The organism is Amycolatopsis sp. TRM77291 (genome assembly GCF_054166285.1).
The window spans coordinates 7,881,765-7,908,599 of sequence record NZ_JBSZHF010000001.1; the positions used below are offsets into that span (position 1 = coordinate 7,881,765).

Annotated in this window: 22 protein-coding genes and 1 tRNA gene; 9 read left to right on the forward strand and 14 right to left on the reverse strand. The window is 68.0% G+C overall.

From position 1 onward, the window contains the following. Window positions 1-14: 14 nt before the first annotated feature. Genes ispF through ACXIZN_RS36955 form a run of 3 tightly spaced genes read right to left on the reverse strand, consistent with a single transcriptional unit; the run spans window position 15 to window position 1,680 of the window. On the reverse strand, window positions 15-485 hold the full coding sequence (gene ispF / locus ACXIZN_RS36945; protein ID WP_034310203.1) for a 2-C-methyl-D-erythritol 2,4-cyclodiphosphate synthase: 471 nt from the start codon (window positions 483-485) through the stop codon (window positions 15-17). After that, complete coding sequence (locus ACXIZN_RS36950; RefSeq protein WP_457959485.1) at window positions 482-1,129, reverse strand: IspD/TarI family cytidylyltransferase; 648 nt, start codon at window positions 1,127-1,129, stop codon at window positions 482-484. The genes ispF and ACXIZN_RS36950 overlap by 4 nt, the downstream gene beginning before the upstream one ends. 59 nt (window positions 1,130-1,188) lie before the next feature. Beyond that, window positions 1,189-1,680 (reverse strand): CarD family transcriptional regulator, encoded by a 492-nt coding sequence (locus ACXIZN_RS36955; RefSeq protein ID WP_005165253.1) that lies wholly within the window; start codon window positions 1,678-1,680, stop codon window positions 1,189-1,191. 297 nt (window positions 1,681-1,977) lie between these two features. Between ACXIZN_RS36955 and ACXIZN_RS36960 the strand changes: the two genes are divergently transcribed. Beyond that, window positions 1,978-2,697: a hypothetical protein gene (locus ACXIZN_RS36960; RefSeq protein ID WP_457959487.1), complete on the forward strand. Its 720-nt coding sequence runs from the start codon at window positions 1,978-1,980 to the stop codon at window positions 2,695-2,697. A gap of 112 nt (window positions 2,698-2,809) precedes the next feature. Beyond that, window positions 2,810-4,168, forward strand: coding sequence for a DNA repair protein RadA (gene radA / locus ACXIZN_RS36965; RefSeq protein WP_457959488.1), 1,359 nt, complete (start codon window positions 2,810-2,812; stop codon window positions 4,166-4,168). On the opposite strand, the gene ACXIZN_RS36970 is transcribed toward radA, so the two are convergent. After that, window positions 4,165-5,283 carry a CU044_5270 family protein gene (locus ACXIZN_RS36970; protein WP_457959489.1) on the reverse strand — a complete coding sequence of 373 codons (1,119 nt, stop codon included), beginning with the start codon at window positions 5,281-5,283 and terminating at the stop codon, window positions 4,165-4,167. The two genes, radA and ACXIZN_RS36970, sit on opposite strands and share 4 nt — an antisense overlap. Continuing rightward, window positions 5,270-5,881 (reverse strand): RNA polymerase sigma factor, encoded by a 612-nt coding sequence (locus ACXIZN_RS36975; protein WP_457959491.1) that lies wholly within the window; start codon window positions 5,879-5,881, stop codon window positions 5,270-5,272. The genes ACXIZN_RS36970 and ACXIZN_RS36975 overlap by 14 nt, the downstream gene beginning before the upstream one ends. A 158-nt stretch (window positions 5,882-6,039) precedes the next feature. Here ACXIZN_RS36975 and ACXIZN_RS36980 point away from each other — a divergent pair, with 158 nt between their 5' ends. The 4 genes from ACXIZN_RS36980 to ACXIZN_RS36995 all read left to right on the forward strand — a co-directional run bounded on the left by ACXIZN_RS36980 (window position 6,040) and on the right by ACXIZN_RS36995 (window position 9,265). Beyond that, entirely contained in the window at window positions 6,040-6,705 is a 666-nt protein-coding gene (locus ACXIZN_RS36980; RefSeq protein ID WP_034310216.1) for a C39 family peptidase, read from the forward strand. A 114-nt stretch (window positions 6,706-6,819) separates the two neighbouring features. After that, window positions 6,820-7,776: a glycoside hydrolase family 6 protein gene (locus tag ACXIZN_RS36985; RefSeq protein ID WP_457959492.1), complete on the forward strand. Its 957-nt coding sequence runs from the start codon at window positions 6,820-6,822 to the stop codon at window positions 7,774-7,776. A gap of 163 nt (window positions 7,777-7,939) precedes the next feature. Next, a complete protein-coding gene (locus tag ACXIZN_RS36990) occupies window positions 7,940-8,992 on the forward strand; it encodes a WD40/YVTN/BNR-like repeat-containing protein (protein ID WP_457959493.1) in 1,053 nt (350 codons plus the stop codon). After that, entirely contained in the window at window positions 8,993-9,265 is a 273-nt protein-coding gene (locus tag ACXIZN_RS36995; RefSeq protein WP_457959494.1) for a MoaD/ThiS family protein, read from the forward strand. Window positions 9,266-9,597: 332 nt separating this feature from the next. Here ACXIZN_RS36995 and otsB read toward each other — a convergent pair whose 3' ends face one another. The 3 genes from otsB to ACXIZN_RS37010 all read right to left on the reverse strand — a co-directional run bounded on the left by otsB (window position 9,598) and on the right by ACXIZN_RS37010 (window position 15,270). Beyond that, a complete protein-coding gene (gene otsB, locus ACXIZN_RS37000) occupies window positions 9,598-12,126 on the reverse strand; it encodes a trehalose-phosphatase (protein ID WP_457959495.1) in 2,529 nt (842 codons plus the stop codon). 36 nt (window positions 12,127-12,162) lie between these two features. After that, on the reverse strand, window positions 12,163-13,614 hold the full coding sequence (locus ACXIZN_RS37005; RefSeq protein ID WP_034310226.1) for an alpha,alpha-trehalose-phosphate synthase (UDP-forming): 1,452 nt from the start codon (window positions 13,612-13,614) through the stop codon (window positions 12,163-12,165). Between the two features lie 81 nt (window positions 13,615-13,695). Then, the gene (locus ACXIZN_RS37010) at window positions 13,696-15,270 is read right to left on the reverse strand and encodes a threonine/serine ThrE exporter family protein (RefSeq protein ID WP_457959496.1); all 1,575 of its coding nucleotides are present in this window, start codon (window positions 15,268-15,270) and stop codon (window positions 13,696-13,698) included. A 149-nt stretch (window positions 15,271-15,419) separates the two neighbouring features. On the opposite strand from ACXIZN_RS37010, the gene ACXIZN_RS37015 reads away from it, so the two are divergent. The 3 genes from ACXIZN_RS37015 (at window position 15,420) to ACXIZN_RS37025 (ending at window position 17,894) form a co-directional block, all read left to right on the forward strand. After that, entirely contained in the window at window positions 15,420-17,171 is a 1,752-nt protein-coding gene (locus ACXIZN_RS37015) for an alkaline phosphatase D family protein (protein ID WP_457959498.1), read from the forward strand. A gap of 44 nt (window positions 17,172-17,215) precedes the next feature. Next, window positions 17,216-17,288: transfer RNA gene (locus ACXIZN_RS37020), tRNA-Thr, on the forward strand. Window positions 17,289-17,402: 114 nt separating this feature from the next. Then, on the forward strand, window positions 17,403-17,894 hold the full coding sequence (locus ACXIZN_RS37025) for a tyrosine-type recombinase/integrase (protein ID WP_457959499.1): 492 nt from the start codon (window positions 17,403-17,405) through the stop codon (window positions 17,892-17,894). Between the two features lie 463 nt (window positions 17,895-18,357). On the opposite strand, the gene ACXIZN_RS37030 is transcribed toward ACXIZN_RS37025, so the two are convergent. The 6 genes from ACXIZN_RS37030 to ACXIZN_RS37055 form a co-directional block, all read right to left on the reverse strand. Then, complete coding sequence (locus ACXIZN_RS37030) at window positions 18,358-18,642, reverse strand: hypothetical protein (RefSeq protein WP_457959500.1); 285 nt, start codon at window positions 18,640-18,642, stop codon at window positions 18,358-18,360. Window positions 18,643-18,979: 337 nt separating this feature from the next. Next, on the reverse strand, window positions 18,980-19,276 hold the full coding sequence (locus tag ACXIZN_RS37035) for a hypothetical protein (protein WP_457959501.1): 297 nt from the start codon (window positions 19,274-19,276) through the stop codon (window positions 18,980-18,982). A 125-nt stretch (window positions 19,277-19,401) separates the two neighbouring features. After that, entirely contained in the window at window positions 19,402-19,770 is a 369-nt protein-coding gene (locus ACXIZN_RS37040; RefSeq protein WP_457959502.1) for a hypothetical protein, read from the reverse strand. A 995-nt stretch (window positions 19,771-20,765) separates the two neighbouring features. After that, the gene (locus tag ACXIZN_RS37045; RefSeq protein ID WP_457959503.1) at window positions 20,766-23,462 is read right to left on the reverse strand and encodes a tetratricopeptide repeat protein; all 2,697 of its coding nucleotides are present in this window, start codon (window positions 23,460-23,462) and stop codon (window positions 20,766-20,768) included. A 1,310-nt stretch (window positions 23,463-24,772) separates the two neighbouring features. Continuing rightward, window positions 24,773-24,976, reverse strand: coding sequence for a glycoside hydrolase family 48 protein (locus ACXIZN_RS37050; RefSeq protein ID WP_457959504.1), 204 nt, complete (start codon window positions 24,974-24,976; stop codon window positions 24,773-24,775). Further along, complete coding sequence (locus tag ACXIZN_RS37055) at window positions 24,933-26,831, reverse strand: PEP-utilizing enzyme (RefSeq protein WP_457959505.1); 1,899 nt, start codon at window positions 26,829-26,831, stop codon at window positions 24,933-24,935. The genes ACXIZN_RS37050 and ACXIZN_RS37055 overlap by 44 nt, the downstream gene beginning before the upstream one ends. Window positions 26,832-26,835: the final 4 nt, after the last annotated feature.

Below are 26,835 nucleotides of genomic sequence, written 5' to 3' on the forward strand. Positions count from 1 at the left end.
GCGCCCGGCGGCGGCTATTCCTGCGAGGGCAGGAGCAGCGCGGTCGCGAACGCCGCGATGCCCTCGCCGCGTCCGGTCAGGCCGAGCCCGTCGGTCGTCGTCCCGGAGACGCTCACCGGCCCGCCGACGGCTTCGCTCAGCACCTTCTGCGCCTCTTCGCGGCGCTTCCCGACCCGCGGCGCGTTGCCCACGATCTGGACGGTCGCGTTCCCGACGGTCCAGCCGCCCGCCTCGACCAGTCGCCGTGCCTCCGCGAGGAATTCGACGCCGTGCTTGCCCGCCCAGCGCGGATCGCCGGTGCCGAACACCGCCCCGAGATCACCGAGCCCGGCCGCGGACAGGAGCGCGTCGCACAACGCGTGCGCCGCGACGTCGCCGTCGGAATGGCCCGCGCAACCGTCGACACCCGGCCAGAGAAGACCGGCGATCCAGCATTCGCGGCCCGCCTCGACGGGGTGGACGTCGACGCCGTTCCCGATCCTCACAGGGTTTCCTCTTCCCCGGCCCGGGCGATCGCCTCGGCCAGCTTCAGTTCGAACGCGTTGGTGACGCGCATCGCGTCGGGATGGCCCGGGACGGTGTGCGCGCCGTCGAGAGACGGCTCGCCGGCATACGAGAGAAAAGTCTCACGCGTGAAGCCGAGCGGGGTCTGGGCAGTGCGCAGGTATGTGCGGTCTTCGGTGCCAGTGATCACCTTCGCCGCGTCGGTCACCTTCACGGTGTCCGCCATCGGCAGTACGGGAACCACGAAAGGCGAGCCCGCGCGAACCGCGTCCGCGACAGCCCGGACCGTGTTCGCGGGGGTGAAGGCGCGCAAGGCGTCGTGCACGAGGATCACCGGATCCCCGGCGATCTCACTTTCGACGGTGTCGAAAGCATGCGCGAGTGACGCGCCGGGTACTATCCGGCATCGCTCTTCGAAGCCGCGCAAAGCGGCCGAAAAAGAATCAGCACACCGCTCGGGGGCCGCTACGACCACCAGATCGAGATCCGGCAGAGCGAGCAGCCCCCGCACAGTGTGCGTGAGTAAAGCCTCACCATTGACCGGCGCGAGAGCGAGCTCCGCGTCGGAGGCATGGTGTCGAACGACAGTGACGAACACGATCGTGCTCATAAGGACGGTGCTCATATGTGCGCGATCGTAGAGGTATCCCCCGCAGCCTCACCTGGCGTGGGACACCCGCCGGTTCAGACTGCCGCGGTTTCCAGAACTTCGTCGAGGAGGACTTCAGCCTTGTCCTCGTCGGTGCCCTCCGCGAGCGCCAGCTCGCTGACCAGAATTTGCCGCGCCTTCGCCAGCATGCGCTTCTCGCCGGCTGAAAGTCCGCGGTCCTTCTCTCGCCGCCAGAGGTCGCGCACCACTTCGGCCACCTTGTTCACATCGCCGGAGGCGAGCTTCTCGAGGTTGGCCTTGTACCGACGAGACCAGTTGGTGGGCTCTTCGGTGTGCGGAGCACGCAGAACGTCGAAAACCTTGTCCAGTCCTTCTTGCCCGACGACATCACGAACGCCGACGATCTCGGCGTTGTCTGCGGGCACGCGAACCGTAAGATCCCCTTGCGCGACTTTGAGGACGAGGTACTTCTTCTCCTCGCCCTTGATCACGCGGGTCTCGATGGCTTCGATGAGTGCGGCACCGTGGTGCGGGTAGACGACGGTCTCTCCGACCTTGAAAACCATGTGTCCTCTGCCCCTTTCGCTGAATTCATCTTAGCACGTGCCGACGAGGCCCACCTAGCGGCCCGCGATCGTCGTCGCAGGTCAGCGGCCTGACGGTGCTCCGCCCGGGGGTTGACAAACCCAATTCGCCCATGCTCACGCTGGTGAGAAGCGAACGATTTCCAAATCCTTTGTGGACGGTTGATCTTGGGCACGTCACCGCATTGGTGGGGTGCCAACACGCACCGGGTTCTCCGGCCGCCGAGGCGCCCGGCTAGTCTTCGCGGTGAAGAGGCCGTGAGATGGAAGGACTCCGACGTGAGGCTGCAGAATCGTCGCGTGTTCGGCGCAGGTGTGCTGGCGCTCGGCGCCGCGCTCGTGCTCGCCGGCTGCGGTGCTGGTCAGATCACCCAGACCGACTCGCAGCAGCCCGCGGTCAACGGGACGTACGCGCAGGCGAAGGACCTGGTGCTGCGGAACGCCGCGCTCCAGTTCCCGACCGAGGGGCAGGCGTACCCGGCCGGTTCCGCCGCGCCGCTGACGCTGACCATCGTGAACCAGGGCAAGCAGGACGACGAGCTCGTCTCGGTCTCCTCCGAAGCCGCCGCCGGTGACGCCAAGATCACCGGGTCCAAGGTCATCGCCGCGAGCCACGCGCTCGTGATCGGCCCGTCCGACTCGGTCGAGTCGACCAAGGAGGTCGCCCCGACGAGCGCCCCGTCCTCCGCGCCGGCGTCGTCCTCGGGCGCGCCGTCGTCGTCGGGTGCCCCGTCGTCTTCCGGTGCCCCGTCGAGTTCCGCCGGGACGGTCACGCCGTCCGCGGGCCCGGAGGCGACCAACGCGCCGGACCAGGTTGGCAAGGCCACGATCGAGCTGCAGGGGCTGAAGCAGCCGGTGTGGGCGGGCCAGACCATCAAGGTCACCTTCGTCTTCAAGAACTCCGGCTCGATCACGGTGGACCTGCCGGTCGCGGCGCCGTCGCACCCGGGCAGCCGGGCGCCCGCGCCGGAGAAGGAAGCCAAGGGCGGCGGGCACTAAGTCCTCAGAAGTACGTGAAGGCCCCCTTCACTGCGCCTGGCGCGGTGAAGGGGGCCTTCACGTACTTGCGTCGTTGCCGGGGTTTGTCGGTGGTGGCCGCTAGCCTCGCGGGGTGGTCAAGAAAGGCAGCACCTACCGCTGCGGTGAATGCGGGTACGAGGCTTCGAAGTGGGTCGGGCGCTGCCCCGAATGCCAGGCATGGGGGACCATCGAGGAACGCGGCGACGCCCGCCCCGCGATAGCCAGGGTCGCGGCGGGAGCGCCGAGCGCCCCGGCGCGCCCGATCGGCGAGGTCGACGTCGAGACGGCGCGCGCGAAGCCCACCGGCGTCTCCGAGCTGGACCGCGTGCTCGGCGGCGGCTTCGTGCCGGGCGCGGTCATCCTGCTCGCGGGCGAGCCCGGTGTCGGCAAGTCGACCCTCCTGCTGGAGGTCGCCTACCAATGGGCGGCCACCGCGGGCCGGGCGCTCTATGTCACCGGCGAGGAGTCGGCGGGGCAGGTGCGCCTGCGCGCCGAGCGCACCGGCAACGTCCACGACGAGATGTTCCTCGCGGCCGAGAGCGATCTCTCCGCGATCCTCGGACATGTCGACGCGGTCAAACCCGGGGTGCTGATCGTCGACTCGGTCCAGACCATGGCCTCGCCGCAGGTGGAGGGCGCGCCGGGCGGCGTCACCCAGGTCCGCGCGGTCACCTCCGGGCTGGTCGCGCTGGCCAAGGAGCGCGGGCTGCCGATCGTGCTGGTCGGGCACGTCACCAAGGACGGCTCGGTCGCCGGGCCTCGGGTGCTGGAGCACCTGGTCGACGTGGTCCTGCAGTTCGAGGGGGACAAGCATTCGACGCTGCGGATGCTGCGCGGCATCAAGAACCGGTTCGGCGCCGCCGACGAGATCGGCTGCTTCGAACTGGTCGAGGAGGGCATCGTCGGCGTACCCGACCCGTCGGGGCTGTTCCTCAGTCACACCGCGGAGCCGGTCGCGGGCACCGCGGTCACGGTGACCATGGAGGGCAAGCGGCCCCTGCTGGGCGAGGTGCAGGCGCTCGTGTCGGCGACCCAGTCACCGCAGCCCCGGCGGGCGGTGAGCGGCCTCGATTCGGCACGCGTCGCGATGGTGCTGGCCGTGGTCGAGAAGCGGGCGAACATCAAGGTCGGCGACAAGGACGTCTACGTGGCGACGGTCGGCGGCATGAAGATCACCGAACCCGGGATCGACCTCGCGGTGGTGCTGGCCCTGATCTCCTCGGCGAGGGACACACCGCTCTCGCCCAAGCTCGTCGCGATGGGCGAGGTCGGGCTGTCGGGCGAGGTCCGGCGGGTGCCGAGCGTCGGGCGGCGGCTCGCGGAGGCCGCCCGGCTCGGCTTCACCTACGCGCTGGTGCCGCCGGACTCCGGCAAGATCCCGCCGGGTATCCGGGTGCTGGAGGTCCCGGACGTCGGAAGCGCGCTCAACGCCGCCAAGCACGCGCGCTAGCTGGGTTCGGGGCCGCCGTCGTCGGTGATCACCACCGAGATCGACGTGTCGAACAAGGTCAGCCCCGGCCAGCCCTCGTCCTGTCGGCTGGACCGCACGGCGCGGTTCCCGATGACGGCCGCCGTCGCCCGGTCGACGACGAACGTGCGCGTCCGGTCCGGCAACGCGACCGTGAAGGACACCGCGGGCCGTCCACCGGGAGCGACCAGGCTCGCCACGGCGATGCCGGGCATCCTCGCGAGCGCTTTGCACAGCGCCACCCGCATCGCGCCGAAGCCCTGGGACGAGCGGAGGACTTTGAAGGCCATCTCGAACATCTCGGGGGTGGAGTTCCCCTGCTCCGGTGAGCGGCCGTCACGGCGGAGCCGTTCGGACAGCTTCCCCGGGTCGGCAGGCAGTTCGGCAAGGAACTCCGGCGTCGGGTCGGTCCACCCGTTTTCCGGCGTCAGCCGGTCCTCGGAGGTTTTCAGCGGAGGAGGCACCGGTGACGTGGTGGTCGTCCGCGGCGACCGGGCCTCCGCCACGGTGACGTGGGAAGACGGGCCCGGAAGTGTTTCGCCGTGGGCCATGGCCGTCTGGTAGTCGCCCTTGACCCAGCGGATCTCGCCGGTACCGGTGAAGCGCGTCTTGACCCGCATCCAGCTGCGCGGCGGCAGCCATCGTTCGAGGATCTCATGGGTTTGGTAGACGAGCCCCGTGTTGGTGACATGCGTGGTCCACGTGGACTCGGTGACGAGCCGGAACTGGTCGTCCCGGATCGGGAAGTCGTCGCCGTGGAGGCCTTCGAGGGCGTTTTCGCCCTGGGTGACGGTCGAGTGGGCAGCGGGATCCGGGCCGTCGTCGACGGTGAAGACGTTCGTCGCCACGATCCCGCCGCCGGACACCAGTGCCGCGGCGGCCGCGGCCGCGATCCATCGCCAGGAGCCCGCCCGCTTCTTCACCGGGGGCGCGGTCATGGGAAGGAGTTCGTCCTCGACGTCACCGGCGGCGCGCAGGAGCGCCGCCTTGGCGCGGGAAAGTTCGTCCTGCCGGGTTTCGGGCCCGGCGTGGAGGTCGGCCAGCGCTTCGTCGAGTTCGGCCTCGGACCACACCTTCCGGATGTTATCGCCGTGCACTTCCGCCGCCCTCCTTTGTGGACTCCGGTGCGTTGGCGCGCAGCCATCTCCGGATCCGGTGCAACCGTGATCTGACCGTCCCGGCGGGAATTCCCAGCGCCTCGGCGACCTCGCCGGCGTCCAGCCCCGCCCACGAGACCAGCAGCAGGGTGTCGCGGTCCGCGACGCTCAGCTCGGCCAATGCTCCCGCGAGCTGGGCCGCGCGGGATTGGGCGTCGACCCGTTCGGCGACGCGGCCGTCGTGCCCGGCCGAGACCGTCTGTCCCGCGGCCGCGAGCCGGGCCGTCGCGTGGAGCGCCCGGGTCTCCGTGCGGACGTGGTGGCGCAGCAGGTTCGTCGCGATCCCGTAGAGCCACGCGCGCGCCGTGCCGGCCTCGGGGCGATACGTCTCGCGTCGCCGGAGCGCCACGAGGAACGTCTCGGCGACGAGGTCATGCGCGGTCTCCGTGCCGACGCGGCGCGCGAGATAACGCTGCAGCGGGGCCGCGTGGGCGTCGAAGAGCAGGCCGAAGACGGGTGCGGGATCCGGGCCACCGAGATCCGGCCTGTCCAGCCCGCGCGTGCCGGCCTGCTCGTGATCGTCTTTCATCACCTGCACGATCGCTATTGCCCGATGACCCCCGGAGCGTTCATCCGATCCTACTTTCGTCGTGGGCCGATCGGGGAAAGCGCAGGTGACGCCGCAGACAAAAGCCGCGGGACCGGAGATCCTGTTCAGGATTCACCATTCAAAAGTGAAACTGGGGAAGGATTACCATGCGTCGACTCAGGACCGCGGTCGTGGCCGCGCTCGCGGTGTCCGCACTGATCACCGCTCCGGCCGCGGCCGTCGCCCAAGGCGAGAACGTCGTACCCGCGCCCGACTTCGTGAAGTCGATGGCGCCGCCCGCCAAGGTCGAAGGGGTCAGGGCGGCCGCGGAGCTCAACATCCAGTACCAGATCCAGGAGACCGGATACTGGTGCGGCCCGGCCGCCACCCGCATCGCCATCTCGGCCAAGAACGGCAACCCGCCGAGCCAGCAGCAGCTCGCGAACGAGCTCCCGACCAGCACCAACGGCACCGACTGGATCGGGCAGGTCACCCGCGTCCTCAACAACCACGTCGCCGGCGGCTGGTACGAGACCAAGGAGATGCCGAACGACCCGCCGACCCAGGCGCAGCGCGACCTGCTGTGGCGCGACATCGTGCTGGACGTCGACAAGGGCTACGCGATCGTCGCGAACATCGTCGCCCCGGCGAACAACCACCCGCCGGGCTACCCGAACTACACGATCTACCACTACTTCACGATCATCGGCTACAACAGCGACAACATGACGGTGAAGATCGCCGACCCGGCCAACTTCGGCGGCAACCAGATCTACTGGCTCACCTTCAACCAGCTCGCCACCCTGATCCCGCCGAAGGGCTACTCGGCCTGACCCCGCCGCGTTTCGTCCTCTGGATGCGTTACTTGCACGCGCAACGACCGCATTCAGAGGACGAAACGCGTGGGTTGTACGAATCTTGTACGGGAGGGCTCGAAGCTGGTGGACATGCGCATCAAGACGCTCGGTCTGCTGGCCGCCTCGCTGCTGGCGCTGGTCGCCACGCCGGCCCAGGCCGCCGACGGCAACCCCCTCGAGAAGACCAACGGCTTCTATGTCGACCCGAATTCCAACCCCGCGGTCTGGGTGCGGGATCACCCGGGCAGCACCGCCGACAAGATCAAGGCCGCCATCTCCACCAAGGCGGGCGCGCGCTGGTTCGGCAACTGGAGCGGGAACGTCAAGACCGCCGTCGACGGCTACACCTACGCCGCCGACGTGGCCGACAAGCTGCCGATCCTGGTCGCCTACAACATCCCCGGCCGCGACTGCGGCGGTCACTCCGGTGGCGGCGCGGGCAGCCCGGAGGCGTACCGGACCTGGATCTCGAACTTCGCCGACGGTATCGGCGGCAAGCCCGCGGTCGTCGTCATCGAGCCGGACGCGCTCGCACAGGTCGACTGCCTGCCCGCCGTCGAACGCCAGACCCGCCTCGACCTGCTCAAGTTCGCCGCCGAGCAGTTCGCCGCCAAGGCCCCGAACACCTGGGCGTACATGGACGGCGGCAACTCGACCTGGATCCCCGCCGCGACCATGGCCGACCGGCTCAACGCCGTCGGGGTGAAGTCGATCCGCGGTCTCGCGATCAACGTGTCGAACTACAAGACCACCACCGACTCGGCGAACTACGGCAAGGCCGTCAGCGCCGCCCTGTCGAGCAAGTACGGCTACACCAAGCCGTTCGTGATCGACACCAGCCGCAACGGCAACGGCCCGCTGGGCTCCGAGTGGTGCAACCCGGCCGGGCGCAAGCTCGGGGCGACCTCGCAGACCGGCGGCGGCGCCGAGATGCTGCTCTGGGTCAAGGTGCCCGGCGACTCCGACGGCAAATGCGGCATCGCGCCGAACGTCGAAGCCGGTCAGTTCAGCCCCGATCTGGCGCTGCGCCTGATCAGCGGGACCTGACCGCCCCCGAAGCCCGTCGCGCCGGCTGTTCGTCTGTGACCCTCGTTCTCCCGAGAAGGCGAGGGCCACGACCCCTTGGACAGCAGCCGGCGCGACGCCTCCATTTCCAGCCTTTCGGTAGTACGGTGACCTGAGTCACAGTGTCGGCCGAGAGGATGGCGTCGTGGAGTTCCAGCTGGGGATCGGTACCAGGAAGGGCTTGTTCCTCGCCCGCAGCGAGGACCGCGTGAACTGGGAGATCTCCGAACCGAAGTTCCCCATGGAGGCCGTCCGGGCGGTCGCGCTGGCCCCCTCCAAGGTCTACGCGGCCGCGGTCAACGAGCATTTCGGCCCGACGATCGCGACGTCCGGGGACTTCGGCGAGACCTGGTCCCAGCCCGATCACGCGCCGGTCGCCTTCCCCGCCGATACGGAGACCGCGCTCGAAGGCATCTGGCAGGTCGTGCTCGCCGGGGACGTCGTCTACGCCGGTGTCGAGCCGTCCGCGCTGTTCCGGTCCGAAGACGGCGGCGAGAACTTCGAACTCGTCCGCGGGCTCTGGGAACACGAGCACCGTCCACACTGGACTCCCGGTGGCGGCGGCCAGATGATCCACACGATCCTGCCGCATCCCACGGATCCGGGGCGGATCACCGTCGCCATGTCGACGGGCGGGGTCTACCGCACCGAGGACGGCGGCAAGAGCTGGACGGCGGCCAACCGCGGGATCAGCGCCGGTTTCCTGCCCGACGAGGAGCCCGAATTCGGGCAGTGCGTGCACAAGGTCGCGATGCATCCGTTGCGTCCCGAACGGTTCTTCCTGCAGAACCACGGCGGTGTCTACCGCAGTGACGACGACGCGAAGACGTGGCGGTCGATCGCCGGCGGCCTGCCGAACGACTTCGGGTTCGCCATGGTCGTCCATCCGTCCAAACCGGACACCGTCTACAACTTCCCGTTGGTGGCCGACGTTCTCCGCTTCCCGCCGGAGGGCCGTTGCCGGGTCTACCGCAGCGAGGACGCGGGCGAGACCTGGACGGGCCTCGGGAACGGCCTGCCGGACAAGGGGTTCTACGCGGGAGTGCTGCGAGACGGGATGTGCGTGGACTCGCGGGACGGCATCTACTTCGGCACGCGATCCGGTGAAGTGTGGGCGAGTCCCGACGAAGGCGACACCTGGCATCAGGTCGCCGCGCATCTGCCGGACGTGCTGTGCGTGCGGGCCCAGGTGGTCTAGGTGGTCCGGGTCCTGTTGCCCGCGATGCTGCGGCACCTCGCGGACGGCCGCGGCGCGCTCGAAGTCGAGGCCTCGACGCTCAACGGTGTCCTGGACTCGCTAGGCGCCGGGTACCCCGCGCTGGAACGCCGCCTGCGCGACGAGACCGGCGCGCTGCGGCGTTACGTGAACTTCTATGTGGACGGTGAGGAATGCCGCCGTCTCGACGGTGCCGAGACTTCACTCGCGGAGGTGAAGGAAGTCCAGATCATCCCGTCGGTCGCCGGGGGCTGAAGGGGACTTTCACGCGTCGCCCGCGGTCCGGAGGTGTCGCGAAAGCCACTTTCGGGACGTCAGATGTCCCGAAAGTGGCTTTCGCGACATGCCCACCACAGCCTCAAGCCCGGTCGATGACCGCCTTGAGGAACCGCCGCGTCCGGTCGTGCTCCGGATCGTTGAACAGCTTGTCCGGCGTGGCGTCCTNCACTTTCGGGACGTCAGATGTCCCGAAAGTGGCTTTCGCGACGCTCGCCTCGGGCGTGCCTGACCCCGGAGGTCGTGAAGGCCTCCTTCGCTACCTTGAGGGTAGGGAGGGAGGCCTTCACGGCGTCTCGAACGTGGGCGCGTTACTGGGAAAGCAGGTTCGCGCAGCGGATCAGCCCGATATGCGAGTACGCCTGCGGGTGGTTGCCCAGCGAGCGCTCCGCGATCGGGTCGAACTGCTCGGGCAGCAGCCCGGTCGGGCCTGCGGCGTCGACGATCTGCGTGAACAGTTCCTCGGCCTCGGTGCGCCGCCCGGTGAGCAGGTACGCCTCGATGAGCCAGGCCGCGCAGATGTGGAAGCCGCCCTCGCCGCCGGGAAGGCCGTCGTCGCGGCGGTAACGGTACACAGTGGACCCACTGCGCAGCTCCGCCTCGATCGCGGTCACCGTGGACTGGAAGCGCGGGTCGGCCGGATCGATCAGCCCGGTCAGCCCGACGAACAGCGACGCGGCGTCGAGATCCGTTCCGTCGTAAGCCGTGGTGAAGGCCTGGACCTCTTCGTTCCAGCCCTTCTCCAGGACGTCCGCGGCGATCTCGTCACGCAGCGCCGGCCACGCGCCCGGAACCGCACGGCCGTAGACCTCGCCGAGCTTGATCGCCCGGTCGATGGTCACCCAGCACATCACCCGCGAGTACACCCGGTGGCGCGGCACGTGCCGCTCTTCCCAGATGCCGTGGTCCGGCTCGTTCCAGCGCCGCGTGACGGCCTCGGCCATCGCGCGCACCATCTGCCAGTCCTCGTCGCGGAGTTCGCCGCGCGCCGCCGCCAGCGTCTGCACGAGTTCGACGACGGGGCCGAACACGTCCAGCTGGACCTGGTGGTTCGCCAGGTTGCCGACGCGGACCGGCCGCGAACCGGCGTACCCGGGCAGCGACTCGATGACCGCTTCGGCGCCGATCACGCTGCCCGCCAAGGTGTACAGCGGGTGCAGCCGCTCCGGACCGGCCAAAGTGGACAGCACGCCGTGCAGCCAGCGGAGGTAGCCTTCGGCCTCCTCGGTCGAGCCGAGGTGGACCAGTTCGCGCACGGTCATCGCCGCGTCGCGGATCCAGCAGTAGCGGTAGTCCCAGTTCCGGACGCCGCCGATCTCCTCCGGCAGCGAGGACGTCGCCGCGGCGAGCACGCCGCCGGTGTCGGTGTTCACCAGCCCGCGCAGCGTGAGCGCCGAGCGGCCGACGAGGTCGGTCTGGACGCTGGGCAGTTTGAGCGTCCGCGCCCAGGTGCTCCAGTAGTCGCCCGCACGGGCCCGCCGGTCCACTTCGGACAGTTCGTGCGCGCCGAGATCCGAGGTGCCGCAACGGAGTTCGAGCACCACCGGGCTGTCCGGGGTGGGGGTGACGAGCGCCGTCGCGGTGTCGTTCATGCCGTCGGAGGTGATCTCCCACTCGACGCCGGGCGAGCGCAGCGCGAACGGTTCCGAGGTGCCCTGCACCAGGAGCCCGTCGCCCTGGGCGACCAGCTTCACCGGGACACCGCCGAACTCGGGCCGCGGCGCGAACACGATCTCCGCCGCCGCCTCGCCCGAGATCACCCGGACGAGATCCGTGCGGTGCGCGGGGCTCTCCGGCTCGAGGTAGTCGGTGACGAGCAGCCGCGACCAGCGGGTCTCGACCGTCATCGTGTTCGGCAGGTAACGCTGCCCGAGCGGCAGGCCGTTGCGGTGCGGCTTGATCGAGAAGTGGCCGGCGCCGGCCCCGCCGAGCAGGTCCGCGAAGATCGCGGGCGCGTCGGGACCGGGGTGGCACAGCCAGGTCAGCCGGGCGTCCGGGGTGACCAGCGCGACCGAGCGTTCGTTGGCCAGCATGGAAAGCCGCTCGATCGGCGGAGCCTGCTCGCCGTACAGCCAGTTGCGCCGCTCTTCGAGGAGGAAGGCGAGCGCCATCGCGACGTCGACGGTGTCCGGGACCCGGTATTGCGCCAGGCTCTCCCCGTCGCCGACCTTCACGCCGACGTCCGGGCCGGAGATCCGGGCGAACGCCTTCTCGTCGGTGACGTCGTCGCCGAGGAAGACTGCGGCCGTCGCGCCGACCTGGTGGCGCAGGGTGTCCAGCGCGCGGCCCTTGTCCGTCTGGACGACCGCGAGCTCGACGACCTCCTTGCCGTCGGTCGTGGACACGCCCTCCCACTGCGCGGGTCCATTGTGGACGTCGCGCAGGACCCGGCGGCCCGCCTCGTGCTCGGCCCGGCGGACGTGTACCGCGATACTCGCGGGCTTGACCTCGAGTGAGACGCCCGGCACGTCGAGCACCAGGTTCTCCAGCTCGGCTTCGAGCCGTCTGTGCAGCTCGCGGGCCTTGTCGTCGAGAGCGTGGATGAAGCCGATGTCGAATTCAGACCCGTGGCTGCCGACCAGGTTCACCTCGGCCGGGAGACGGGACAGGGTGGCGAGATCACGCAGCGCGCGGCCGGAGATGACCGCGGTGGTCGTCTCGTGCAGGCCGGCCAGCGACCTGAGAGCGCCTACCGATTCGGGCAGCGGCCGGGCTTCGTCCGGGTTGGCCGTGATCGGAGCCAGCGTGCCGTCGTAGTCGCAGGCGACCAGCAACCGCGGGGTGCGCGCGACCTGGACGATCGCGCGCCGCAGCTCGGCGGGCAGTGCCTCGGCGGTCAACGATTTCTCCTCGGGAACGTAGCGGGGGTTGGGGGATCAGTCGGCCGGTTCGGCACCGAGTGCTTGGAGGAACGAGCGCGCCCAGCGGTCGACGTCATGCGTGAGGACCTGTCGACGCATGGCGCGCATACGGCGGCGTCCCTCTGCGGGGTCGAGCGTAATGGCAGTCTCCAAGGCGTTCTTCACCCCGTCCAGGTCATGGGGGTTGACCAGGAGCGCGCTGGTGAGCTCCGCCGCGGCGCCGGCGAACTCCGAAAGCACGAGCGAACCGCCCAGGTCGTGGCGGCAGGCGACGTACTCCTTGCAGACGAGGTTCATCCCGTCACGCAGGGGAGTGACCACCATGACATCGGCCGCGGAGAAGAACGCGGCCAGCTCCGTCCGGTTCACGGACTGGTGCAGATAATGCACGACCGGGTGACCCACGCGGGCGAACTCCCCGTTGATCCGCCCGACCATCTGCTCGATGTCCCCGCGCATCCGCTGGTAGTGCTCGACGCGTTCGCGACTCGGGGTGGCCAGCTGGACGAACGTCACGTCCTCCGGCCGGACGCGGCCCTCGTGCAGCAGCTCGTGCAGCGCCTGCAACCGCAGGTCGATGCCCTTCGTGTAGTCGAGCCGGTCGACGCCGAGCAGGACCTTCTTCGGGTTGCCGAGGTCACGCCGCAGCTGGGCGGCGCGTTCGGCGACGCCCTTGGTCTTGGCGAGTTTGTCGAGGCCGATGGCGTCGATGGAGATCGGGAACGCGCCGACCCGCACCGTGCGGTCGCCGACCTGCATCAGGCCGGGACGGGTGCGGATGCCGACCGCGCCGCGGCTGGACTCCAGGCCCGCCAGCTGCCGCGCCAGCCAGAGGAAGTTCTGCGCGCCACCCGGCCGGTGGAACCCGACGAGGTCGGCCCCGACCAGGCCGCGGACGATCTCGGTCCGCCACGGCATCTGCATGAACAACTCGACCGGGGGAAACGGGATGTGCAGGAAGAACCCGATCCGGAGGTCGGGACGCAGCTCGCGGAGCATCGCGGGGACCAGCTGCAGCTGGTAGTCCTGGATCCACACCGTCGCGCCCTCGGCCGCGACCTTCGCGCTCGCCTCGGCGAAGCGCCGGTTCACCCGGACGTAGGCCTCCCACCAGCTCCGGTCGAACACCGGCCGCTCCACCACGTCGTGGTACAGCGGCCAGAGCGTCGCGTTGGAGAAGCCCTCGTAGTAGTCGCGGACGTCGTCCGACGTCAGGGAGACCGGGTGCAGCACCAGGCCGTCGTCGTCGAACTCCTCGACGTCGACGTCGGGCACACCCGGCCACCCGACCCAGGCTCCCTTGCGTGACCGCAGGAACGGTTCGAGCGCGGACACCAGTCCGCCCGGGCTCGCCGTCCAGCGCCTGCTTCCGTCGGCGGTCCGTTCGAGGTCCACCGGGAGCCGGTTCGCCACCACCACGAAATCCGCGGAGGCCGTTCTGCTCGTCTCGGCAATCACTTCGTCCACCAGCCGCTCCCTCGATTCGCGGGTCGCTGCCCTAAGCGGAAACCCTATCGCGCGAGGAGGCCGCGGCCGGTCGGCGAGCGATCACTCCAAGCGTCGTTCGGCGGGTTCCATCGGGCCCGCCATCCTCGGGCCGGCGAACTTGCGTTCGAGCCTGCCGAGACCCGTGCGCACCGGCTGCGCGAGGTATTCGCCGAGTACCACACCCGCTGCCAGGGCAAGCCCGATCGCGACCGCGGTCATCAGCGTCGAGATGTTCCCGCCGGGCTCGACGCCCAATTGGTATAGACCACGATAGGTGGAGAGGCCGGGGAGGAGCGGCGTGATGCCGGACACAGCCACCACCAGGGGGGTCACCTTGAGCCGCCTGGCGAGTACGCCGCCGCAGAAGCCGACCAGCGTGGCGGCCACGGCGGACGAACTGACGGCCTGGAAGTCGGTCAGCATCAAGGCGCCGTAGACCGCGCCGCCGATGGCGCCCGCCGCTCCCGCGACGATCATCGCGCGCAGCGTCGAGTACGAGGCCAGCGCGAAGCAGGCCGACGCGCCGACGCTGCCCAAGATGATGATCGGCAGGTCCTGTGGCGTCGACGAGACGACCTCGGGCAGCGGCGTCAGCGGGAGCCCGAGCAGCAGCGCTATCTTCAGCGCCAGCACCACGCCCGCGATCAGCCCGGCACTCATCAGGGCGGTTTCCATCGTGCGCCCGGCCGCCGTGACGTAGTAGCCGGTGATGGCGTCCTGCACGGCCGAAACCGTGGAGAGACCGGACAGCAGCACGGTGACGGCCGCCGCGACGACCAGCGTGGGTTTGTCCGTGGTGAGCAGGTTGCTGCTGACTATCGCCATCGCGGACAGGGTCGCGACCAGGCCGCCGATCACCTGCTGGAAGAAGAACGGCAGCGCGAAGCGGTTGAGGAACCGGCCGAGGCGGTCGATGACCGCGCTGATCACGAGCGCGACCAGCGCGACGTCGATGCTGCCGCCGAGGATCAGGGTGATGAACGCGGCCAGCCCGCCCCAGGCGGCCGTGGCCACCCAGCGGGGGTACGGGTGCGGCGCGGTCGTGATCCGCTGGAGTTCCTGCTGGGCCTCTTCGGCGCCGATGTTGCCGCGGACGATCCGGCGGACCAGCGTCTCGGTCTGGGTGAGCCGCGTGTAGTCGAGGCTGCGTGAGCGGACCACCCGCAGCGCCGTCACCGGGGCCATGTCGGTGCCGCGGTGGCAGGTCACCGTGATCGACGTGAAGATCACGTCGACCTCGCAGTGCGGGAGGCCGAGCGCGGAGGTCAGCGCGATGATGGTCGCCGTGACGTCGGAGGCGCCGGCGCCGCTCGACATCTGGACCTCGCCGATGCGCAGGGCGAGGTCCAGGACGAAGTTGACCGTCGAGTCGTCGGGCGGCTTCGGGCCCATCGCCTCGTCGCTCTCGACGGCGGGCTGCTCCGCCGTCGGCGCTTCGAGGATCTGCCAGGCGCGGCGGCGCAGCAGATTCGGCCGGTGCGAGCGGGCCTGGGGGATCGATCGCTCTCCGTCACGTTGGCGCGGCGCTTCCAGCAGCCATTCGCCACGTTCGGGTGTTTCGTCCTGGTTCTTTTCGACACCGTGCTGCCTGGGTTCGCCCGGCTGGGCCCTCTTGGTGTGCTCGTTGATCTTCATGATCGATCCACCTCCTCACTCTGGTTCGAGGGACTTTCCCGAGGAGCATCGGGGCCGGTGCCTCGACCGTTGCAGGAAACCCGAAGTGGCGTCCACCACGTCGGAGGAAGATCATCGCGGGCACGCCGGTTTACGGCACACTGCAGGCCATGGCGTCCTCTGTGAGCAGGAGATCCGTTCTTCGCGCGGCCGGGGTCACCGCCGCCGGAACAGCGACGGCATTCACCCTTTCGGGTGCATCTAGCGGGGCGGAGGCCCCGGTTTTCGCGCACGGGGTGGCTTCGGGCGATCCGATGCCCGATTCGGTACTCCTCTGGACCCGTGTCACCCCCTCGCCGGACGCGGTTCCGGGATCCGGAAAAGGGACGCCCGTGGGCGTCCGGTGGGAGGTGGCCGAAGACGCCGGATTCACGCGCGTCGTCGCTCGCGGTCACGTCCGGACGGGGCCGGAACGCGACCACACGGTGAAGGTGACGGCGGGCGGGCTGTGCGCGTCCACCGCGTATTGGTACCGCTTCACGTCTCAGGGGAAGGTCTCGCCTGCCGGGCGGACACGCACCGCGCCTTCTCACGACCAGGATGTCGCGAGCCTGCGGTTCGGCGTGGTCTCGTGTGCCAACTGGGCTGTCGGTCACTTCGCCCCCTACGGCTGTTTGGCCGACCGTGACGACCTCGACGCCTTCATCCACCTGGGTGACTACCTCTACGAAGGGAATCCCAACCCTGCAAGTGATCTCCGCCCTTCGGTACCGCCCTACGAGTTGATCACCCTGGGGGACTACCGGCAACGCCACGCNAACTGGGCTGTCGGTCACTTCGCCCCCTACGGCTGTTTGGCCGACCGTGACGACCTCGACGCCTTCATCCACCTGGGTGACTACCTCTACGAAGGGAATCCCAACCCTGCAAGTGATCTCCGCCCTTCGGTACCGCCCTACGAGTTGATCACCCTGGGGGACTACCGGCAACGCCACGCGATGTACAAGACCGACGAACACCTCCGGCGGCTCCACGCCCGTCACCCGATGGTCGCGACCTGGGACGACCACGAGGCCGCCGACAATGCCTGGTCCGGCGGGTCTCCGTCACACGATCCGGCGGCCGAGGGAAGCTGGCTGGACCGGATGCGGGCCGCGCACCAGGCGTACTTCGAATGGATGCCGGTGCGGCACCGTGGTGACCGGCTGTACCGGCGGCTGAAGTTCGGGAAGCTGGCCGACCTGACCATGCTGGACCTGCGGACGTACCGGACCCGGCAGCCCGGCCCGGCTCCGGGGACGGACGGCACCATCCTCGGCGCCGAGCAACGCCAGTGGTTCCTCGACGGCCTCGCCCGCGGGACCGCCTCCTGGAACCTGATCGGGAATTCGGTGATGGTCACGCCGATCAAGATCCCCGCGCTGCCCACCCGCGAGCGGCTCGCGCTCGACGACCTGCTCGACGGCCAGCCGACCACGGTGAACACCGACCAATGGGACGGCTACACCGAGGATCGTCGCCGGGTCCTCGACACCATCGCGGCACAGGGCCGGGGCAACACGGTGTTCCTGACCGGCGACGTCCACTCGTCGTGGGCGAACGACGTGCCGCGCGACGGGACGAGCGTCGCCGTGGAGTTCGTCTGCCCGTCGGTCACCTCCGACAACATCGACGAGCAGCTCGGCGTCCCGCCGCGGACCGGCTCGCTGAAGGTCGAGGCCGCGATCCGCGCGCTGAACCCGCACGTGCGCTTCGTCGAGCTCGACTCGCACGGCCCCGGCGTCCTCGAAGTGACCCCGGAAGCCGTCCGGATGAACTGGTACTACGTCGCCGACCGCCGCGACCCGGCGACCGCCGTGACGTTCGCGCACGCCTTCCGGACGGTGGCCGGTGACCCCCGGGTGCGCCCTGCGGACGGCTGAACGGGCGCCGATATACTGGCCTTGCCCAGGCTGTCCTGGGCAAGGCCGCTATAGCTCAGCTGGTAGAGCATCTGTCTTGTAAACAGAAGGTCAGGGGTTCGAGCCCCCTTGGCGGCTCAAGATCAAATATGGCTCCGAGCAGTATGTTTCTTCGGAAACGGCTCTGGCGGACCACTCTGAAGTGGATCTTGGTCCACATTTCGGTCCACCGACCCTGCTAGCTTGAATTTCGTGGCGACCACGGGCTCGATCGAAGGCGGGCGGCAGCGCGGCAGCGTTCGTCGCCACCGTGATGCGTTCCAGGTGCGAGTGTCCGCCGGGAAGGACCCCGTGACCGGGGAGCGGATCGTTCTCATGGAATCGGTGTCGATCGAGAGGCCGGGGAACGAGAGGTCCGAGCGTGCCGCCTTGAAGGAAGCCGAGAAAGTCAGGACGCGGCTTCAGCATGAAGCCGACTCCTTGAAGGTCGCCCAAACGAGGTCGACTTTCAGCGCACTCCTCGACCAGTGGCTTCCACAGGCGGAGATTGACCCCACGACCCGCATGAACTACGAGTGGATGATCAGGGATCACATTCGTCCTGTGCTCGGCGACCTTCCGTTGGTTCTGCTCATGCGTGACGCTCCAGAGCGCTTGGAGAAGTTTTACGCGGACCTGCGTCGTTGTCGCCAGCGTTGCGACGGGAAGCCGTTCGTCGAGCATCGAGTCGACGGTCAGCACTAGTGCCGAGTTGTGGTGAAACATTCGGCGACCTGGGCGACCGACTGCCGAGGAGTTGGCGAATCACAACTGCGATTCGGTGGGCTGTGAAACGGTCGAATGCCGGCCACATGTGTGCAAGCCCTACGCGGCGTCGTCGATTCGTTCGATCCATGGCGTCATCAGCGGAGCACTGAGTGCGGCTGTGTGTTGGAAGCGGATCCCATATAACCCGGCGCCGAGTGTTCGCCTGCCCGCCAAGCGGAAGACGCAACCTCGCCCGCCGTCGAGCCAAGAGATGGCGCGAATGATCGAAGCCGCACGAGGTCAGCCCCGAGTGGGGAACCTATGTCTGGCTGTCCGCGGTGACAGGTGGCTCCGTGCCGTCCTCGACACCCCCGAAGCGATCGCCTGACCCGCGAACACGCCGGTAGATGCAGAAGGTCCCCGTCGGTATGACGAGGACCTTCTAAGTTCGGGCGGTTCGTCAGGGTCTGCCGAGGCGGACCAGGCCGAGGTCAACGGTGGCGTTCAGCAGCCACAGCACGCCCGCGACGACGGCGAGGATGACGAGCAGTCGGATGGTGGCCGGCCAGGATCCGAGGATCTGCCCTGCGAGCTGGAACAGGGCTCGCCGTTCGGCGCCTGTCTCCTCACGCTCACCGACCGGCGGATTCGGTCCCGGTACTGCTACCTGCTGTTCGTCGTCGCGTGGGACTGTCGTTCTGTCGTTGCGGGCTCGCGAGACTTCCCGTGGAGCATCTATCGTCATGGTGTTCCGTTCTCACGTGTTCCTGCTGGAGGCAAGACACCACCGGACGGGACAGCTATTGGGGGGCGGCCTCTCGGATCAGGAGAGACCGCCCCCGCTTTGCGGCCGATGGTGCTCACGAACGAACCTATGAGAACGCGATCGACCTGAAAACCGACGTTCGGCGTCCGGCCGCTCCGTGCAGCGAACGCGCGGCAGTCCGACATGCCGAGCCGAAACCGCACGCCCGCCCACCGTTTTCTACATGCGATGAGCGGCTTTGCGGTCGCGGTGAAGGACTTCTCGCGGCACGATCACGCTGCGTTCACCGCGCCCGCGGCGACGGTCCTCAGAGGATCTACACGTCGCGGCGACGGAGAGCGTCCGAGACGACCCATTGGGCGTTCCGAATTCCGCCGCGGTCAAGGTCCCCGATCGTGAAGACCACCCAGCCGACCCAGTGACCGGTGGTGGTCGCCTGCCTCATTCCGAGGAACCCGGGGACCGTGACCGTCAGGTCAAGCTCGTCCGGCAAGGTCGGACGGCACTCGCCTACCTGGTAGACCTTGCTCAGATCGACCCACACTGGACGGCTCGGCCGCACCATGTGCAGGTACGGCGGCCCTGGCGAGGTCGTATCGCCGGTATCGAGCATGCGTTCGATTATGCATCGAACGTCGCAGTTCGCAGTAGGCGAGCTGATCGCCGGTGAGGCGCGCGCGGCCGGCTTCGATGACTTGGCCACCGAGATGGTCCATGACCGCAGTCTGGCCGGGTGCGTCAGCCCATGGTCAACGGAAACGCGTCGTGGCGGGTCCGGTTTCGCCAGCGCCCCCGCCACGTGACGACCACGACATCCCCGGGGGTGCAATCGCTGACGTCGAGTTGTGCCCAGCTGAAACGGTTGAACGAACGTCCTTCCAACTCTGCGCGCAGGTCGGTGGCCTGAAGTGGCATCCGATGTGGAATGTGGACCTGCACGACAGTGACCTGTCTGCGCCATCCAATGTAGGTCAACACCGCGACTCCTCCGGCTGCCGCAGACAAGCGCCAGGCCGCGCGCGGCCGGTTGACGTCCCACGCCAGAAACGCGAAGCACAGCGACGCGCTGGAAATGCCGATACCGATCCACGGTGCCACGTCGCCCATCGCCGCAGCTAAAGCCGCAGCTCACGCAGGCCCACGAATCAGGGCGAGCAGGACTGGACCGTATGGAGTGATGTAGCGGACTGGTGACTCTCTAACTGTTGCAACCGCGCCACGAAGCGTGGAGGGTGGCACGTGGCTGCCGGATGGAGCGCCAACTCCACCCGGCAACCAAGCGCGTCACTTGATGAAGTGGTGCATGATCGGGCTGATCAGAGGAATGAGCACGATTAGGAGCTTCAGGTACTGCACGTGAAGCTCGCTGAAGTTGCGTCGGCCAGGGCTGTTACCCCTGGTCCGGCGCTTCTTCCGTCTTTCGGGGTGTTTGGGCAAAGCTGATCTCCAGGTGGAGACGGGCCTCTTGTTGAGGCGGTGGTGTTCCGACGTGACCGATCACGTCGGAACGAGGGACATCCCCGTGCGCTGGGCTTGTGGCCTTCGAACGGTTGGTCGAGATGGTGGAGCGTCTGCCTGGACCGGCGCAAGTTCGCCTGGGTACTGGCCTGTGGATAACTTGTGGAAAACCTGCTTGAGCTGGGCACAGTGGGGGCTGAAGCTGTTCACACCTTAGGGGCAACTTTTCGGCTGCGGCCTAAAGTCCCTGCTTAGGGCCTATGGGCAACCTGTGGAGAACTTTGTCGAAGCGTGCACGGCGTGTCGGGCAAAACTCGTTCGTCGGCGTGTCGCTATGAGGTGAAGGCTGTGGACCACCAGGTGGTTGAGCCAGCGCCGATAGTAAGAGCCGTGTGTTCAACGTCGTAGAGCGGCACACGGCCGTGTCGTGGTCTCAGCCGCAGATCGAGTGCCGCAAGACGAGGACGCAGTTGATCAAGGGTGCCACGATGGGTGCGAACCCCAGCCGGGAGCATCCAGACAAGCCAGTCCAGCCACGCCCTGGTTCACGTCAACCAGCGGTATACGCCCCAGATGCCTTCGGCCAGCACTTTTGCAAGGCGTGGTTCGACAGTTAAGCCTCAGCATGTACCGCTCGCGCAGATCTATGGTCTACCAAGTACTCCCCGCCAGTAGGCGAGGTTGTTTCGGGTGGTGAGGGTGTCGGGGTGGCCGGGGCCGAGTACGCGCAGTCGGTCGGCGAGCAGTTCTTGGTAAGCGTCGGCGGCGCCAGTGGCGTCGCCGACTTCGCCTCGCCAGTGAGCGAGGTTGTTTCGGGTGGTGAGGGTGCTGGGGTGGTCGGGGCCGAGTAGGCGTAGGTAGTCGGTGAGCAGTTCTTGGTAAGCGTCGGCGGCGCCAGTGGCGTCGCCGGTGTGGCCTTGCCAGGAGGCGAGGTTGTTTCGGGTGGTGAGGGTGTCGGGGTGGTCGGGGCCGAGAACGCGCAGTCGGTCGGCGAGGAGTTCCTCGGTTGCGGCGGCGGCACCAGTGGCGTCGCCAGCTTCGCCTTGCAAGGAGGCGAGGTTGCTGCGGGTGGTGAGGGTGTCGGCGTGGTCGGGGCCGAGAACGCGCAGTCGGTCGGCGAGGAGTTCCTCGGTTGCGGCGGCGGCACCAGTGGCGTCGCCAGCTTCGCCTCGCCAGTAAGCGAGGTTGTTTCGGGTGGTGAGGGTGTCGGGGTGGTCGGGGCCGAGAACGCGTAAGTAGTCGGGGAGGAGTTCCTCGTATGCGGCGGCGGCACCAGCGGCGTCGCCGCCGCGGCCTTGCCAGGAGGCGAGATTGCTGCGGGTGGCGAGGGTGTCGGGGTGGTCGGGGCCGAGAACGCGCAGGTAGTCGGGGAGGAGCTCCTCGGTTGCGGCGGCGGCACCAGCGGCGTCGCCGGTGTGGCCTTGCCAGGAGGCGAGGTTGCTGCGGGTGGTGAGGGTGCTGGGGTCGTCGGGGCCGAGAACGCGCAGTCGGTCGGCGAGCAGTTCTTGGTAAGCGTCGGCGGCACCAGTGGCATCGCCAGCTTCGCCTCGCCAGTGAGCGAGGTTGTTTCGGGCGGTGAGGGTGCTGGGGTGGTCGGGGCCGAGTACGCGCAGGTAGTCGGTGAGAAGTTCTTCGTATGCGGTGGCGGTGCCAGTGGGGTCGCCAGCTTCGCCTCGCCGGGAGGCGAGGTTGCTGCGGGCCATAAGGGTGTCGGGGTGGTCGGGGCCCAAATGCTTATGTGCTTCTTCGTGAAGTCGAGTGCCAGCGATGATGGCGGAGTTCAGAAGTCCTGCTTGGCCTAAGCTTCCCTCGTTGCGAAACAGAAGGGGATGACCTGCGGGTTTCCACAGGTGTTGCTCGGCGATGCCATGCAGGACGACCGTGTTAGCTCGTAGAGCCTGGACCAGTTCGCGGTCGGTCTCAATAACGGGCCACACCCCGACGAACGCGTCTGCGGTTGTACGTGCGAGGTCTCCTAAAGAGCCATCGGAGACTGTGTCGCGGACGGCGCGCTGAACCAGGGCGTGTACTCGAACTACCCGGTGAGGTTCGTTGAAGTCGAGTGTTAGCAGACTAAACCGGCTTAAGCACTCCAGCCCGCCCTCGGTATCGCTGACTGTGACTCCCTGGCCCAAGCGGTTGGAGAGATATTGGGTGACGGCTTCGGTGGTGAAAATGGCTGCGGGGATGCCAGCGGGGTCGAGCAGTGACGCCAACTCCAGGATGGGGCGCGCTACGCTTGCAGGGTCCAGCTGGTCTGCCTCGTCGATCGATACTGCCCAGGTGGCCGCTACCGTTTGCTCGTGTCCGTCTGGGAGTTCTTGCTCCTTGGGAAAAACTTCGCGCAACGCGGTCCGGTGCTTGCCTACTTGGTCGAGGTAGCCGGTAGTGCTGAGTAACGGCTTATTCGATAAGTAGGCGGCAGCCTGTGCCAGTGCTAGTGGCAGATACTCAAGGTCTTTCGCCAGCGCCGCCAGGTCTTGCTGCTCTTCTTCGGTACGCGCACGATCGGGGAGCTTTTCGAGCAAATAGGCCGAGGCTTCGTCGATGGTGAAGAGGTTGACGTCGACAATCTGGCGACGATGTCCGTGGAGAGCAGCGTCGCGTCGGCGGGTGGTGACGATGACCTGGCCTGTAGCGGAGTGTGGTGGCCACAGTCCGGATAGGTGGTCGGGGTGCTGGAGGTCGTCGAGCACGATCAGCCATCGACGCGAAGTCTCAGCCAGCCATTCCAGTAGTCGACGCCAGGCGCGCTCCGGTTTGTCCGGTGCCTGGCCCAGCGTCTCCACGGCTACTTCGATGTAGGAGGCGAGGATGGCGTCGCGGCTGCGGGCGGGGATCCACACCAGCAGGTCCACATCCTCGGTGTCCCAGCGCCTGTGCGCGTGGTCGGCTGCGACCTGGGTCTTGCCGACTCCGCCCAGCCCGATCAGCAGACTCGTCGGGCTGGCCCCGGTGATAACCACGGTGCCGCCGTCCTCGACCGCGTGGGTGAGTCTGTCGGACACGGCACGGCGCTGGAACGCGCCTGCCAGTACTGGCACAGAGCCGAATAGCCGTCGTTCAGGCTGGCCGGTGACAGTCCGCGAGCGCGGCGTGTGGGAGGCGGATTTCCGAGTGGAGGTTTCGAGCATCTGTGTGAGCGTGGCGTGATCGTTCCGTAGCTGCCTTAGTACGTCCTCCTTGCGAAGCCTGATGCCTTTGGCCTCTGCTGCTTGGACGCAGGCGATCGCGTAGGCCGCGACTCGCTCCCATGGTGGCGCTTTGACGAACTTGCCCTTCAGAAGGTCCGAGAGGGAGGACTTGTTCAGCTTCTTCCCGGCCTCCTTGTCACAGGTCAACAGTTGAGTCTGGGACGGGTTTCCCGCTTTCGCACGTAGCGGCCCTGTCATGATTTCCGTGTAAGCCACGGATGATTGTGTGGTTATGTTAGTGGATTGGTAGGCGGTCGGGGAAGAGTACGACAAGTGTGTTGAGTGCTTGTTTCCATCCCCAGGTTCCGGTTCCTGATGGTCCTCCGCGGTGGCTGGTGATGTTCCGGAGTCCGAGNGTCACAGAAAGGGCCTTCCTGGATCGCCAACGACGATCCGATCTTGGTCCATCCGCGGCTTACACGGTTGTCATGACACGGCCCACGTAGCTGCTGCAGCTGACTGACGAACCAGTCCTGCGGACTCGGCACCGCGCGTCCTCCTGCCCCTATCTCCGGAATCCGGAACCGTCCGGATTCCGGATCTCGGAATCTACTGGATCCAGTGGGCGGGCCCCGCGCTGATCCGGGCCCGGCCGAGAACAGCGCCCCCGAACGGCCCAACACCTCATCGTTGTCCTCAGCAGGCTTGCCGCCCAAACTTCTACCGATACCTACGAGGAGCAACCCTCATGTCCCACACGCGCAACCGCCAGCCCCGGCCCCTGGTCCGTACTGTCCTTGGCGGCGTGATCTCCGGCCTCACCCGCACCATCCTGGACTGGCTGATCAAGCAACTCGACCTGTGACCGGATAGAACGACCGCCAGCCGGTACTCGTTACAGAGTGCCGGCTGGCCTGGGTGCGTTGACCAGCCCCGCTGCTCGCGTGTGGCATCAGCTTGGAGAACGTCGAACTGTAGATCTAAGTCCACAAACTGGTCCACGAACTGATGCCCACCCGTGCCTCTGGAACCCAATTTCGTGCAACTGACGTCACCTGTGACCAGGGAATCCGCGTATCACTATGGGAGCGCTGGAACTTGTAAACAGAAGGTCAGGGGTTCGAGCCCCCTTGGCGGCTCAAGATCGAATATCGGTGGTGTGTCGCGAAAGCCACTTTCGCGACATTGACGGTTGGGAAAGTGGCTTTCGCGACTTCAGCGGCCTGCTGGACCGCCTATCTCAGGGGTTGATCCGGGTGTACGCCGGCTTCGGCCGCAGGTGAGTGTCGAACAGGCAGGCCGCCGCCCTCGCCGGGGAACGTGTCCGGCATCCGTGAGTGGCGGTCGGTGAAGCCCCACGTCGTGAACTCCACACACCGCGTGACGGCGTGGCAGCCGTCCCAGAGCTGCTTGAAGTAGCCCGCCTGCGTGTTCAGTTCGGTCGCGTCGGCGGGTATCGGGATATCGGGATGCGCACGTCGGCCTCGGTGATGGCGACGGCCGGCGGGACCTGGGGCTCAGCCGAACAGTTGCACGTGCAGTGAGAACGCCGTCGCGATCTCCGCCTGCGCCCAGAACCGGTGATGGATGAACGTCGGCGCCGCTCCACCGTCCGGATAGGACTGAACCTTCGGCCCTGGCCACGCACGACCTACCCGGCGGCGTAGCGACGCCCTACTATTCGATTCCGCCCTCCCAGCGCCGCACGGTTCCGCTGTCACCGTCCACGGTGACCATGTCGCCGTCCCGCAACCGTCGGGTGCCGTCGCCCGTCGCGAGTACCGCGGGGACGCGGTATTCCCGCGCGATGATCGCCGGATGGGACAGCAGGCCACCGGTGTCGGTGATCAGCGCGCCCACACAAGGGAACAGGACGGACCATTCCGCGGTGGTCTCCGGGCACACGAGCACGTCCCCGGTCCGCAGCTTGCCGAAATCGGCCTCGTTCATGATCACGCGCACCGGGCCGGTGTAGGTACCGCGGGACGCGGCCAGGCCGTGCGCCACCGCCGACGCGTCCGGAGAGGCCTCCGCACGGATGCCCGCGACCTCGCGCATCGACCACAAGCCCGCTTCGACGACCTCCCGCGCGGGCGGCGGCAGCTTGGCGATCAAGTCCGCCGGTGGCGTCCGCTTCTTCTCCTCGCCGTACTCCGCCGGGCCAGGGTTCTGTTGTGCCCAAAGGAATTCTCCGGTCCGGGTGGCTTCCGCCGCATGGAGGTCGACGTCGCGCCGAAGCGCGTCGATCACCTCGTCGAAGACGAGCATCAGGACACCCTCGGCCTGGCTGATCAGGCCGCGCCGGGCGAGCCGGTCGCCGACGTGGAGCACGGCGCGGCGGAACAGGCCGCCTGCCACCTGCACCAGGTAGTTGCTGTCGTCACGGAGGGGATAGACGGCCTGGGCGAGGCGCAGAACCGAATCGAAGGTCCCGGTGTCGGTGATCTTCGACCGGGCCTCGCGTTCGGCGGCGGCGCGTTCACCGGCGAGTGCCGCCGCTTGCCCGTCCGGGTCGAAGCCACGATCGAGTTGCCCGCGCAGCAGGGCCACGAGAAGTCCGGGCCGCTCGGCCATCGCCGGGCTGCCGATGTCGATCCCGATCGTGCGCAGCCCGAAATCCCGGAGGTAGGCGTCGAACGCCGCCCCGAATCGCTCGTCGACGGCGCGGATCCCGTCGACGGTGGCGTCTTCGCGTCCGATCGCCTCCATGACCGCGGCGGACGCGCGCGCCCGCGCGGCCAGCGCGGCGAGGCGGTGAGCCGGTTCGGTCGTCATCCCTGGCAGGCCGTTGAGCAGGTCCAGCGTCTTCGCCGCGCTCCAGCCGAGTTCCCTCGCGCACAGCACGCCGAGCTTGCCGACCGCGAGGACGCCGACACCGCCGAGCTTGAAGTGCACCTCCATCGCCTTGTCTTCGACAGCACGGATTTCCAGCAGATGGGTCAGCAGGTCCTCGTCGGGCAACGCGGCCGGGTCGACCTCGTCACGCAGCCGCCGAAGCGCGCCGGTGAGCTCGTCGCGCCACTCGCCGTGCCACTGCTCGACCCGATGCCGTGGTTCGTCCTGGAACACCGCTCCGACCACCTGGTGCAGCCGCTTCGCCATTTCGGCAGGCCCGTCCGGCATGACGAAACGCGAGTAGAGCCAGCCTCCGATGTCTTCGAACGCCAGCCGCTCGCCCATGCCGAACGAGAAGAGGTAGCCGCTGGTGTCGTTGAGGGTGGGCAGCACCGTCGAACGGCGCAACGGCGTCAAGGGACCGGTGGCGTGGCTCGCCTTGGACCAGTGACCCGGTGGCGGGTCGGCGACCATGGGCACGGCGGCGACACCGGGTTCGGGCAACGCCGTGATCGGCCGGGCCTGAAGCAGCCAGACCCGATCCCGCGCGATGGCCCATTCGATGTCCTGCGGAGCGCCGAAGAGCTTCTCGATCTCGCGTGCCAGCTCGGCGATCTCGGCCGCCTGCGCGGAATCGATCGCTTCCTCGGTCCCGGCGACCCGGGAGGCCACGGATTCCCGCACCGACCATTCGTCCGGGGTGACGAGCCCGGACACCAGGCGGTCGGCGAGGCCTCGCACCGCG